Origin of the sequence: Faecalibacterium sp. Marseille-Q0746, from assembly GCF_017377595.1 — a bacterium.
Lineage (GTDB): Bacteria > Bacillota > Clostridia > Oscillospirales > Ruminococcaceae > Faecalibacterium > Faecalibacterium duncaniae.
The window spans coordinates 16,300-29,444 of record NZ_JAFREI010000026.1 but is presented as its reverse complement, the minus strand read 5'-3'; the positions used below and the strand labels follow the sequence as shown (position 1 = coordinate 29,444).

The window sequence follows — 13,145 nt, the reverse complement described above, 5'->3', positions numbered from 1 at the left end:
GAGGATGCACCATGAAAAAAGAGATCGAAGCCTTCGTCAACGCAGCCAACGAGCAGGAGTTGGAAGCCGCATGGAATAACCTCTCGGCAGAGGAACAGCGAGTTTTCGAGCAGCTCATGGAGGAAGAACCACCCGAAGATGCACTGGCATTTTTCGCACAGCTGTATGATGATGCCCCGAAAGAGCAGACCAGCGAGACTGTGAACATCTCCGAAAATGAAATCTATTTCAAGCGGAAGCCCTTGACCGAAGAGCAGAAGAAACACAGCTCTTATGTGGACGAGAACGGCAACCTCCATGTCAAGAACCTGTCCGCTTTCTGGATTCCAGAACTGACCACCACGGAGAAAGTCGGTCACACCACCTACACCGTGACCGGCAGCTATGAGGGCAAGGAGTCCTTTTTGAAGAAGCTGGAGCGCATTGTTGCCAAGAACGCCCAGCAAAAATTTGAAGATGAGGGTGCAGACGAATGACAACTGCGTCCAATTCTGCTATACTTGACCCGGTAACCAATCCTGTACCGACAGTTGCTCCACAGAGTAAGGAGGACACAACAATGTCTGGAGCAACGAATAAAATCACCGCACTTTACTGCCGACTGTCGCAAGAGGACGCACGGCTCGGCGAAAGCCTGTCCATTGAGAACCAGAAGGCTATTCTTCTGGAATACGCTAAGAAGAATCACTTTCCGAACCCGGTGTTCTTTGTGGACGATGGATATTCCGGCACGAACTACGACCGCCCCGGCTTTCAGAGTATGCTGGTCGAGATTGAAGCGGGGCGTGTAGGAATCGTTATCACGAAGGATTTGTCCCGACTGGGACGCAATTCTGCCTTGACAGGTCTGTACACAAACTTCACTTTTCCCCAGTATGGCGTTCGCTACATTGCCATTAACGACAACTACGACACCATTGACCCGAACAGCGTAAACAACGATTTTGCGGGCATTAAGAACTGGTTCAACGAGTTTTACGCCCGTGATACCAGCCGCAAGATTCGGGCTGTTCAGAAGGCCAAGGGAGAGCGTGGAGTACCGCTGACGGTCAATGTGCCGTACGGCTATGTGAAAGACCCGGAGAACCTGAAACATTGGCTTGTTGATCCAGAAGCGGCTGCAATCGTGAAGCGCATCTTCTCCATGTGCATGGAAGGCCGTGGCCCGACCCAAATTGCAAACCAACTGTGGGTGGACAAAGTTCTGACTCCCACCGCCTATAAGTTGAGCCATGGCCTGAGTACGAACTCACCCGCCCCGGAAGACCCTTATCGCTGGGATAAAAGAGCAGTAAGTTCGATTCTGGAACGCCTGGAGTACACTGGCTGCACAGTCAACTTTAAGACCTATACTAACTCTATCTGGGATAAAAAGAGACATCTGAATCCCGTGGAAAATCAGGCTATCTTCCCGGATACACATGAGCGCATTATTGACGATGATGTGTTTGAAAAGGTTCGGGAGATTCGTAGCCAGCGTCACCGCATGACCCGGACAGGCAAGAGCAGCATTTTCTCCGGCATGGTCTACTGCGCTGACTGCGGTTCCAAGATGCAATATGGTTCGTCCAATCACAGGGACTTCAGTCAAGACTTCTTTGATTGCTCTCTGCACAAGAAGAACGGGAGCAAGTGCAAGGGACACTTCATCCGGGTAAAGGTTTTGGAGGGCCGTGTGCTAAGCCATGTTCAGCGGGTGACGGACTACATCCTCTGTCATGAGGACTACTTCCGCAAGGTCATGGAGGAGCAGCTTCGGGTGGAAAGCACCGAAAAGCTGACTGTCCTGAAGAAGCAGCTTGCCCGGAATGAGAAGCGGATCGCAGACCTCAAACGGCTGTTCATGAAGATTTACGAGGACAATGTTAACGGAAAGCTTAGCGATGACCGCTTCGACATGATGAGTCAGAGCTACGATGCCGAACAGAAGCATCTGGAAGAGGAAGTTCTCTCCATCCAGCAGGAAATTGAAGTACAGGAACAGCAGATCGAGAATATTGAAAAGTTCGTCCAGAAAGCGCACAAGTACGTTCATATTGAAGAACTCACCCCTTATGCTCTCCGTGAACTGGTGTCGGCCATCTATGTGGATGCCCCGGATAAGTCCAGCGGAAAGCGGGTGCAGCACATCCATATCAAGTACGATGGGCTGGGGTACATCCCTCTGGATGAACTGGAAGCAAAAGAAAAGGCGTGACCGAAGTCACGCCAAATCTTCCCCATTTCGGGAGCTTTTGCAAATACTGTTTTATGGGAACTCTGCTACGGGGAACGCCCTGCTGTACATATCGCTATCGTGTGTGGATTTTTGCAGGGTGCGTCCGGGTGGACGCGCCCTGTTTTTTTCTTGGAAAACTTTAAGACTTCTTCCGATTTTGGAGAGTGGTTGCCATAGCAACCGACAATCCTGTGGGAATCTGCTAAAATGCTCTGCGGTTGGTTATGTATAACTAACTACCAGAAATTTTCATCATTTTAAGGAGTTTCCCATGAAAAAGATTACACGTCGTTCTTTTCTCGCTGCTATGGCTGCTGTCAGCGCTGCCGGTGTCCTGACCGCCTGTGGTGGTTCCGGCAATGCAGCTTCTTCCGCTGCCGCTTCTGAATCTGCCTCTGTTTCCAGCGAAGCAGTCTCTTCTGCGGCTTCTGCCGATGAGACCGGCACCCACACCGTCATCGACCACGGCGGCAATGAGGTCGAAGTCCCCAACAAGGTCACTCGTGTGGTCATCGACCAGATCCCCATCCTGTCCACCTACATGGCCTATTTTGAGGGCAGCGCACCCTATATCGTGGGCTATTGCGGCTCCTTCAAGTCGGTCATTTCCGACACCGTGCTCAAGAACATCGCCCCGGAGCTGATGGAATCCAGCGACACGGTCTATGCGCAGAGCGACCTCAATATTGAGGAGATCATGAAGTTGAACCCGGATGTCATCCTGTACAATGCAGGCAATTCCTCCCATGCAGAGATCCTGAAGGCCAGCGGTATTCCCTCGATCGGCTTTGCCACCGTGGGTGCTTCCACCGAGGCTGACCCGCTGGAGCGCTATGAGGAGTGGCTGAAACTGCTGGAGGATATCTTTGGCGAACCGGGCAAGACCGAGGCCTTTGTGGCTGCCGGTGACGAGATCGTAACCGATGTGGAAGCCCGTATTGCGGAAATTCCTCAAACAGATCGCCCCAGTGCGCTGATTCTGTGGAAGTATGCAGACGGTGTGCCGCAGGTATCCGGTCAGGGCACCTTTGGCACCTACTGGATGAAGCGTCTGGGCGTAACGGACAAGGCACTGGAAGCCACTGGCTTTGCACAGGCCAGCATGGAGCAGATTTATAGCTGGGATCCCGATATTCTTTTCTTGGATGGTCCCGGCCTGCAGCCCCTGCGCACCGAGGACGTGCTGAGCGGGAATGTGGACGGTGCTGATTTCTCCACTCTGACCGCAGTACAGAATGGCCGTGTCTACAATACGACCCTCGGTATGTGGAACTGGTTTACCCCGAATCCGGATGCTCCGCTGGTGCTGGCATGGCTGGCCTGCAACACCTACCCGGATGCTTTTGCCGATTACCCGCTGGGCGATACCATCAAGGAATACTACAAGACCTGGTATGGCTATGATGTGACCGATGACGAGCTGGAGGAAATGCTGCTGTACTGATGAAGGACACCATCTGGATCAAAAAAGGCCGGTTCACGCCTCTGGCCGTGGTATTGATGTTTGCTTTGCCCCTTGTGACCGCACTCATCTGCCTGTGCTTTGGGCGAATGAGTGTTCCGGTAGGCGAAGTTCTCACAGCTTTGCGCACTGCTCTGACGGGTGAGAGCACTTCAAATGTACAGAACTACTCCATCGTCATCAATCTGCGGCTGCCCCGCATTCTGACGGCCATCATCGTCGGCGCAGGTCTGTCTTGCGCAGGCAATACCTATCAATCCTTATTCTCCAATCCGCTTGCCACACCGGATATTTTGGGTGTAACCAGCGGTACCTGTGTGGGTGCAATTCTTGCTATTATCCTGTCTTGCAGTATTCTGGAAACACAGCTCATCGCCTTGGTCTTTGGCCTGATTTCCGTCTGTTTTACTCTGAAAGTCGCAGGCAAGAGTGATGGGCGTTCTATGGTTTATCTGGTGCTGGCCGGTACGATTGCATCCTCTCTGTTCAACGCACTGGGTTCGCTGCTGAAATATACTGCCGATCCGCAGGACAAGCTGCCGGAGATCACCTACTGGCTCTTGGGCAGCTTTACCAGTGCCAGTTACCAAAAGATCCTGATTGGCTGCCCACTTATCGTTGCTGGAATCATCATCATCTATCTGCTGCGCTGGCGGCTGAACATCCTTTCACTGAGTGATGACGAGGCTCGTGCCAGCGGCATCAACATCAAACAGACCCGGATGCTGTTTATTGTTGCATCTACGCTGGTCACGGCTTCAGCCGTTTCCATGTGCGGTCAGGTGGGCTGGATTGGTCTGCTGATCCCGCACGCATCCCGGATGCTGGTTGGAAGCAACAACCGTTATGTGGTGCCCCTCAGTCTCAGTCTGGGAGCCAGCTTTATGATCCTGATCGATACCCTGTCCCGCAGCATCAGCATTATCGAGCTGCCTCTTTCCATCCTCACCGCTATCATCGGTGCACCGGCGTTTATTTCTCTGTTGAATAAAACAAGGAGCAATCTGCAATGATCTTGGAAGTGCAGAACGGTTGCTTCGGCTACCCGAAGCAGCCTGTGATTCTCGAAAATATCAATTTGCGTCTGGAAGAAGGTCACATCCTTGCGACTCTTGGCCCAAACGGCATTGGTAAAACCACCCTGCTCAAGTGCATGATCGGTCTGCTGCCGTGGCACAGCGGCAAGACCCTGCTCTATGGTAAGGAGATCCACACCCTGAAGCCGAAGGAAGTGTGGAGCACCATTTCCTACATCCCGCAGTCCCACGGGTTTGCCTTCTCCTATACTGGGCTGGAGATGGTCCTGCTGGGTCGCAGCGCCCATCTGGGTATGTTCCAGCAGCCCGGCAAAGAGGAACTGGAAATGGCCGAAGCCATGATGGAGCGGGTGGGCATCTCTCACCTTGCCAACAAGGACTGCAACCGGATGAGCGGCGGCGAACTGCAAATGGTGCTCATTGCCCGTGCCCTTATCAACGACCCCAAGCTCATTATTCTGGACGAGCCGGAGACCGGTCTGGACTTCCACAACCAGATCCTTGTCCTGAACATGGTGGAGCGGCTGGCGCATGAGGAAGGCATCAGCGCCATTATGAACACCCATTATCCCACCAACGCCATGAGCGTGGCAGACGAAGCACTGATGCTCAACCGCAAGGGTGAATTTTTCTACGGTCCGGCCGCTGCCATCCTGAACGAACAGAACATTTCCTATTCCTTTGATGTTCAGGTCATCGTGGACGAGTTGAATTATCAGGGACGCGCCGTGCGCAGCATTGTGCCAGTGGCCTTGCGAGGGAATGCCGTATGAAGATGCCATTTACGCTTTCCCAGCTGCGTCCCATCCGGGAAGCCATGACAGTTTCCCGCCCAGCAAAACTGGGCGAGAGTGTACCTGTTACCTGGTTCTCGCTGGGCGGCGGCACCTCAATCACCCCGGAGTATTACGACTGCACTACCCTGTATCTGTGCGGGGAAGGTTGCGGCATATTTCTTCTGGGTGGAGAGAGCCGTACTGTCCCGCTGCATCCCGGCCAGCTGCTGGCCGTTCCGCCCAAAACGCTCTGTGGCTGTCTGACCGACAGCGGCATGATCTATACTGAAATCATTCTGAAAAAGGAGAACTTCACCATGAACAACATTCTCAAAGCAGGCCAGCCCACCGAACTGAAAGATCTCATTTCTTACGAGGACGGCAGCATTGCAAACCTCGACCTCGTCCACGCCGACAACATGAAATTCGTGCTGATGGCCTTTGACGAGGGCACCGGCCTGACCCCGCACCGTGCACCCGGCAACGCCATCCTGACCGCGCTGGAAGGCAAGGCCATCATCGGCTACGAAGGACAGGACTATGAGCTGACCGCAGGCCAGAGTTTCCGTTTTGATAAAAATGGCCTGCACAGTGTCACCGCACAGGGCAAGTTCAAAATGAGCCTTCTGCTGGTGATCGAATAAGCGATTTCCTCATCACAACTGACGCAAAGAACCCGTCCGGAGCATTCCGGACGGGTTCTTTGTCATTCAGTTTCTTCAGCAGTAATACAGGAAGGAACGCAGGCGGCTCCACGCCGTTTCATCCCAGTCATTGTCCAGCGAAAGCTGGAACAACGGTGCCTTGCAGGCATCCCGCAGGCCGCGCATATCCAGGATCGTGGCAGCGTTTTCATAGCGCGGGGCGAGGGTCAGCACGGCATCCGCCCGCCCGGAAAGCTCTACTGCTTTTGCATAGCGGTAGCGGCCATTCCCGCCCGCAAAGTGCGGCAGGATGGTGTCTGCCGTTTCAAACAGGGCCGCAGTGTCCTGCGCAAAGGTGCTGTGTGCACCCAGTTCTGCGCCGATGGTCTGCATCTCCTGCGCCATCTGTTCCAGCCATTTGGCACAGGGCTTGTTGGCATCCATGTTGTCCTTCCAAAGGAACCAGAGCGCCTCGCTCAACGGCGCGCGGAGCAGCTGGCTGCCCTCTGCTTCCAGCGTAGAAAGCACTCCGCTGTCCAGCTCGGTCAGGCAGAGCGGCGTACCCACGGTGGCAAACCTGCGGCCCGTGGCGGGGCATCTGCCGATCTCTACCGCGGCCTTGTGGAGCTGTGCCCAGCCGGGCAGTGTATCCCATGCAGCAGCAATTCCGGCGCGCATCGCCGCCGGGGCGGCATACAGGATATCTCCGGCCAGCAGTGCACGGAACAGGGCATCCCGGTCCTGCGCCGTTGCAGGCAGGGTTTCCAGCATCGGGCTGACCAGCTTGGCGCTCTGGTTTCCTCTGCGGTCCAGTACTGCCCGGATGACGCGGGCATACTGACCATCCGCTTCTGCGCCCTGCGTCTGCGGGATCAGGAACTGTGCCGGTGCCGGGTCTGCTTCCTGCTGTGCAAGGATGCCGCCCAGCAAAGCAGGGAAGGGCAGATATTCCTTTGCACTGGTCTCGGCACGTCCAAGGCTCAACGCATGAGCGCTGAGATGCGGCAGTGCATGGGCATCCACCCCCTGTGCACGGAAATATCCGGTCAACGATGCCGTGTATTCGCCCAGCGGCGGCAACCAGAGCGGAAAATCCTTTTCCGGCACCGCCGGGAGATGACAGGGGCGGATATCGACCTGCTCCAGCACAAAGTCCTTGGGCAGAACTTCCACCGGGCGGTGGTTCAGGCTGTTCAGGAAGGCTTCAATGCGGGTGATGACACCCACATTGGAAAAGTGCTCGTCCACTTCGATCTGCAAGTAGGGCTTATCCCCCATTTCCTGCTTGAACAGATGGGACAGCATGGTATCCGGGCCGCAGCCGTGGTTGGTCAGATACACCGCATACAGGTTCGGATGATGAGCGATGAGCTTTGCGCCGGACAGGATGTGCTGTCCGAACGGATAATACAGATTTTCGTATTCGTCCGCAATGTCCAGCGCATGGCCGGGCAGATGACTCAGGGTAATGACCTTGTATCCGCGTTCCAGCAGCAGTTCCGGGATACCCATGTTCAGGATGGGGTCGGAAACGCCATAATTCCGGGTGATGAGCACCAGAATTTTGTCCTCCGGTTTCAGGGTCGCCAGCAGTGCTTTGCCCTGCTTTTCCACTGCGGCAGTATGGCGGCGCACCGCCATGGCACCGCTGAGCAGTGCTTTTGCGCAAAGCGGCTTCGGGATACCTAGTACTTTGCCCAGCCCCAGCATGGCGGTGGCCATGGCTTCCTGCCCGAAGTCCAGATCAAATACCGGACTGAGCAGAGTGATGCCCTTGCTCTCAATGTCCAGAGCTTTGGCAATGGATGCGGCTGCCGTCTGCATATAGACGCAGCCGTAGTTGTGTTTCACACGGCTCTTTTCGTGCTTCATCGTGTGGATGGTGGGCAGGAAGATATAATCTACTTTTTGGTCGATGAGCTGCTGCATATGGCCGTAAATAAGTTTGACCGGGTAGCAGGTCTCCCCTTGTGCAGTCTGCTGAGCCAGCCGGATCGTTTCCTCACTGGTGGGGTCAGTCAGGACGACATTGAAGCCCAACGAGGTAAAGAAGGCATTCGCCATCGGGAAGAATTTGTGGATCATCAACGCAAAAGGCACGCCCACCGTCTTTTTGCGAGGGTCGCGTTTCCCCGTGTAGCCTTCCAGAAGCAGGTTGTCGGCCTGCCGGTAAAAATCAATGTTTCTTTGGGTCTCGGCGCTGCGGCTGTCCTCTGCGGCCTGTGCCGGGCTGTCAAACCCGACGAACTGACTGGACGTATCGCCCACCGCTTCCTGCGCCAGCAGGGCCGCGCCGTATGCGCCGCTGATGGAGAACACCGGGCTGACCCGGATCCGGCTGCCATAGGCCGCCTGAAAAGCCGCCACGATGCCGGGATTGTAATCCACACCGCCCTGCAATACGATGTGCTGTCCGACCGGTTTGGAGCCGACCACTTTGTGCAGGTAGTTCTGCACGATGGCGTGACACAGTCCGGCCGCAATATCTGCCTGTAGAACGCCTTCGGCAGCGGCAGAAGCAATGGCCGTTTCAATGAATACCGTGCAGCGCTCGCCCAATGCCGCCGGATGCTCTGCGAACAACGCCAACTGGCCAAATTCAGCCAGCGGAATCCCCATGCGGGCGGCCTGTTCCTCTACAAAAGAACCGGTGCCCGCTGCGCAGATCTTGTTCATCTGGAAATCCACGACTTTGCCGTTTTTCAGGCTGATGTATTTGCTGTCCTGCCCGCCGATCTCAAAGACAGTATCCACCTCCGGCACCCAGTGCGCAGCGCCTTTTGCCTGTGCTGTGATCTCATCTCGCACGGCATCGGCACCGATGCGCTTGCCGACACGCTCCCGCCCGGAACCGGTCACGCCTACCGCCGTAAAGCGCACTGCGCCAAACCGTTCCCGGATACTGGACAGCCCCTTACGGACGGCTCCTTCCGGGTCGCCTGCAGTGCGCAGATACTGGAAATCCACCAGTTCACCCTCCGGCCCCACCAGAACAAGGTCGGTGCTGGTGGAACCGATGTCGATGCCCAGCGCACAGCCCTTCTCCGGGAGGATACCGGTGGCCTTCGGCTCAGAAAGATCAGTGCCGGGCAACAGTTCCAGTCTGGGAAGCCCAGTTGTCGTGGAGCGTGTTGCCATTGCATCGTTCAACAACGCATCCAGCTGTGCCAGTGTAAATGCACCTTCTGCCTTGCATGCTGCACCGATGGCCGCTTCAAAACGCACTTCTTCCGGGACGATCAGTTCCTCTTCGGTCAGGTCGAACACATCCCGGATAGCCCGTATCACGCCGGAGTTGCAGGTCACGCCGCCGCAGAATACCACTGGTTTGCAGACCGGCAGCCGCCGCACAATGGTCGCCTTGTAGTTATGGATCATTGCATAGCACAATCCCAGCAGGATATCCGGCGTGGAAACACCTTCCTGCTGGCGGTGAATGATATCCGTTTTGGCAAACACTGCGCAGCGTCCGGAAAGCCGCGGAATGCTCTGCGCCTGCTCAACCAGCGCAGAATAATCCTCCAGCTTGCAGCCCACACGGGACATCTGATCCTCAAAAAAGGAACCGGTGCCGCCTGCGCAATGCTCGTTGGCCGCAAACTGCGGGGTCCGGCTCTGGACTTCCGTGATGAACCGCGCACCCTGACTGCCGATTTCAATAATCGAACCGGCCTGCGGCACAAGCCTGCGTACACCTTCCACGATGGCAGGAATCTCTCCCAATTCTGATAGAACCGGACAGCGTTCCAGTAGTGCCCCGGCATTATCACCTGTCACACAAACGGCAAGTGTCTCGTCCCTGCCAATAGCAAGTTCCGACAAGCCCTGCCGCAGGCACAGAAGTGGTCTGCCGTGATGCACGGCAAGCCAGTACTTCTCCACTGTTCCGTTCTGCATCAGCACGATTTTGACCGTGGAGGTACCAAGATCCATTCCCAAAGAATACATGGGACAGCTCCTTTCAAAAATCAACCCTGTTGCTTTGAGAGTTTGACATTTCAAACTTCATTCCGTATAATAGAGCTGTCGTAAATTAGACAGCTCTAACCAGAGTTTAACACAACTACCTCGATGTGTCCGTTGTTATGGCAACGGACGGAATGATTTTGGAGCATGGAAAAATATTATTCGATTTTACAGCAGTGCGGAATGTTCCACGGCATCCAGCCGCGCCGCTACCGGGATGTTCTGGACTGCCTGCACGCAAGCGTGCATCAATATCCCCGCAATACGCATCTTGTGGAACTGGGTGAGCAAAGCCACAATACAGGCATCCTGCTGGATGGCACAGTGGAAGAGTTTCTGTATGATGAAAATGGAAATCAGGTCAGCATCTGCCGGCTGGCAAGCGGGCAGATTTTTGGGGCCGAACTGGCCTGTACCGGCTGGAGTACCAGTCCGGTCTGCCTGCGGGCCGACTCAGACTGTACGGTGCTCCGGTTGGATTTCAGTGCGCTCATGTCCCAGCAGACCATGACCTGCCCCTGTCGGATGCAGGTGACCGCTAATCTGATGCAGGATATGGCGCAGCAGCTTCTGTTCTTCAATACAAAGGTGCGCATTCTTGCCCAGAAGCGTCTGCGGGATCGGCTGAAAATTTATTTGCAGACGCTGACACCGGACAGCAAAGGGTGTTATCATCTGCTGTACAGCCGCACCGAACTTGCCGACTTCCTCTGTGTAGACCGCAGCGCGCTTTCCCGCGAATTGTGCCGGATGCGGGATGAGAAACTTCTTGAATTTTCCGGGGCAAGAATCAAGATTCTGGATCATGATTTTCTCCGACACTGAGCTTCAAACTGAAATAAAAGGAAGGCAGGGTGCGTCCTTCGGAGCGCACCCTGTTTTTGCGTTTAATCCTCTAGTCCGTGGCTTCCTGCCACATTCCTCAGATACTCCTCCGGTTCACCGTTGAGAATCAGGTCTGCATACGCCAGAGGGTCGTTATAGATGAGATACTCCAACTCCGACCTCTGCGCCATGGTAACGTCCAACGCATCCTCGACCCCGGTACAGTCGATAGAGATTTTTCTCCCATCCCAGAGCAGCAGCTCCACGCACCCGGCGTCCATGTTGAACGAACAAACTCTTGCATCGTATTTCATAATTTTGTCCTTTCTGCCTTACGGCACTCTTACCGTGGTCTGTCGTGCTTTCTTATGATAAGGTCTGGGACGTTTTTCGATGGAAGCAAGAGATTCGTTCTGTTTTCCGAAGAATACAAAAAATCCGAACCCTTCTCCTATCGGAAAAAAGTTCGGATTTTGTTGTTGTGGTGCACCTCTAGGGACTCGAACCCTGGGCCCACTGATTAAGAGAAACCAGCATGCAACAATTGTCAATTTTCAAAATTGCGCAGATCGGTCTTTTTTATTGTTTTATCGCAAATTTAAGTTTTGCGTCTTCTGTATCCTTTGCACTTGTTATCCACTCTCGCATCCGTTATCTAGCCGTTCCGGTGTGCAAAAAGTGTGCAAAAATGTGCAGAGGGCCTATACGGACAAATAAACCACCGGTTCCCTGGCAGGGTTTGAGAAAGACAAAGAGGCCGCCCGCTGTGCTTGTCTGCACAGTGAGCGACCTCTTTATGTATGTTTTGGCACCGCGCCCTTACAGGTTCGCGCCGTTCGAGGCAATCACGTCCCGGTACCACCAGCCCGAATCCTTCACGATCCGCTGCTGGGTGGGGTAATCCACATAAATCAGGCCGTAGCGGCAACTGTAGCCCGCCGCCCACTCGAAGTTGTCGAACAGGCTCCACACCGAATAGCCGATCACCGGGATGCCGTCTGCCATGGCGCGGGCCACCTCCAGCAGATACCGGTGGAGAAAGTCAATCCGCTGGGGGTCATGAACCTCGCCGTCCAGCATGACGCAGTCCAGGCCCGAATAGCCGTTTTCGGTGATGAGGATGGGCAGGTGGTACCGCTCGAACCAGAACTTGCTGGCGTGATACAGCACCTTGGGGGTGATGTTCCAGGCCGCCGCCGTCTGGGGGCTGCCCTGGTAGGCGTAGGCATCGTATTTGGAGGGGTCGGGGACGATGTCCACCGTGCCCTGGTAGCAGTTGTAAGCGTAAAAGTCCAGGGGTTGGGACACCAGGGTCCACTCCTCTGGGGTCATGGTGTACAGCTGGTCCCCGAACTTCTCCTTGGCCCAGGCGGGGTACTGCCCCAGGAATACCGGGTCGGCCCACCAGGTATTGGACATGATGTAGCCGGGGTAGTCGCTCAGAGACTTCTGCCGGGCCTTCTCCACTTCCTCCGGGGAGTCGTCCTTGGGCAGGCAGCAGTCCCCGGTGGGGGCCATGCCCACCCTGGTGCCGGGGCAGTTGCGCCGCAGCATCTGCACCGCCCGGCCGTGGGCCAGCAGGATGTGTTTGGTGATGCCCATCATGGTTTGGTCGTCGTTGTGCTCAAAGGGTGCGTGAACTCCTGCCACCAGCCCCAGGCCACAGAACATCTGGGGCTCGTTGAAGGTGAGCCAGTACTCCACCCGGCCCGCCAGGGCTTTGGATACGACCTCCGCATACTCGGCAAACCAGTCGGGGCTGGCAGGGTTCTTCCAGCCCCCCTGCCGGTAAAGGGCGGTGGGCAGGTCCCAGTGGTAGAGGGTCACCAGTGGCTGGATGCCGTTTTTCAGCAGCTCGTCGCAGAGGTCCTGGTAGAACCGGATGCCTGCCTCGTTCACACGGCCCACGCCTTCCGGCAGCACCCGGGGCCAGCTGATGGAAAACCGGTAGGCCTTCAGACCCATCTGCTTCATCAGGGCCACATCCTCTCGCCAGCGGTGGTAAAAATCAATGGAGATGTCGGCGTTCTCGCCGTGGGCGATCTTGCCGGTGCCGTCATGGACCAGGGTGTCCCAGATGGACTCCCCTTTGCCGTCGGCGTTCCAGCCGCCCTCGATCTGGGTGGCCGCTGTGGATGCGCTCCACAGGAAATCTTTGGGGAAGGTGGTCATAATCTGTCCTCCTTGTATTTCAAGAATCCCCCGCCTGGGGTCAGG

The 13,145-nt window shown here is 55.6% G+C and carries 10 protein-coding genes; 7 read left to right on the top strand and 3 right to left on the bottom strand.

From position 1 onward, the window contains the following. From J3351_RS12660 to J3351_RS12635, 6 genes are all read left to right on the top strand, one after another. Window positions 1-476, top strand: a 476-nt coding sequence (locus J3351_RS12660) for a hypothetical protein (RefSeq protein ID WP_242699411.1), incomplete at its 5' end; no start/stop codon positions are given. Window positions 477-559: 83 nt separating this feature from the next. Beyond that, a complete protein-coding gene (locus J3351_RS12655; protein WP_242699410.1) occupies window positions 560-2,197 on the top strand; it encodes a recombinase family protein in 1,638 nt (545 codons plus the stop codon). A gap of 292 nt (window positions 2,198-2,489) precedes the next feature. Continuing rightward, window positions 2,490-3,662 (top strand): ABC transporter substrate-binding protein, encoded by a 1,173-nt coding sequence (locus tag J3351_RS12650; RefSeq protein WP_207697876.1) that lies wholly within the window; start codon window positions 2,490-2,492, stop codon window positions 3,660-3,662. Further along, window positions 3,662-4,693 (top strand): iron ABC transporter permease, encoded by a 1,032-nt coding sequence (locus J3351_RS12645; RefSeq protein WP_207697875.1) that lies wholly within the window; start codon window positions 3,662-3,664, stop codon window positions 4,691-4,693. The genes J3351_RS12650 and J3351_RS12645 overlap by 1 nt, the downstream gene beginning before the upstream one ends. Beyond that, window positions 4,690-5,490: an ABC transporter ATP-binding protein gene (locus J3351_RS12640; RefSeq protein WP_207697874.1), complete on the top strand. Its 801-nt coding sequence runs from the start codon at window positions 4,690-4,692 to the stop codon at window positions 5,488-5,490. Before J3351_RS12645 ends, J3351_RS12640 begins: the two co-directional genes overlap by 4 nt. After that, window positions 5,487-6,137 (top strand): cupin domain-containing protein, encoded by a 651-nt coding sequence (locus tag J3351_RS12635; protein WP_207697873.1) that lies wholly within the window; start codon window positions 5,487-5,489, stop codon window positions 6,135-6,137. The genes J3351_RS12640 and J3351_RS12635 overlap by 4 nt, the downstream gene beginning before the upstream one ends. 75 nt (window positions 6,138-6,212) lie before the next feature. Here J3351_RS12635 and J3351_RS12630 read toward each other — a convergent pair whose 3' ends face one another. Next, a complete protein-coding gene (locus J3351_RS12630; RefSeq protein ID WP_242699409.1) occupies window positions 6,213-10,085 on the bottom strand; it encodes an acyl-CoA dehydratase activase in 3,873 nt (1,290 codons plus the stop codon). Window positions 10,086-10,250: 165 nt separating this feature from the next. Here J3351_RS12630 and J3351_RS12625 point away from each other — a divergent pair, with 165 nt between their 5' ends. Then, window positions 10,251-10,928 carry a Crp/Fnr family transcriptional regulator gene (locus tag J3351_RS12625; protein WP_197036978.1) on the top strand — a complete coding sequence of 226 codons (678 nt, stop codon included), beginning with the start codon at window positions 10,251-10,253 and terminating at the stop codon, window positions 10,926-10,928. Window positions 10,929-10,990: 62 nt separating this feature from the next. Here the strand turns inward: J3351_RS12625 and J3351_RS12620 are convergent, their stop codons facing one another. After that, the gene (locus tag J3351_RS12620; RefSeq protein ID WP_156071159.1) at window positions 10,991-11,242 is read right to left on the bottom strand and encodes a DUF6061 family protein; all 252 of its coding nucleotides are present in this window, start codon (window positions 11,240-11,242) and stop codon (window positions 10,991-10,993) included. 505 nt (window positions 11,243-11,747) lie between these two features. After that, window positions 11,748-13,100 (bottom strand): GH1 family beta-glucosidase, encoded by a 1,353-nt coding sequence (locus J3351_RS12615; protein ID WP_207697872.1) that lies wholly within the window; start codon window positions 13,098-13,100, stop codon window positions 11,748-11,750. Window positions 13,101-13,145 lie beyond the last annotated feature (45 nt).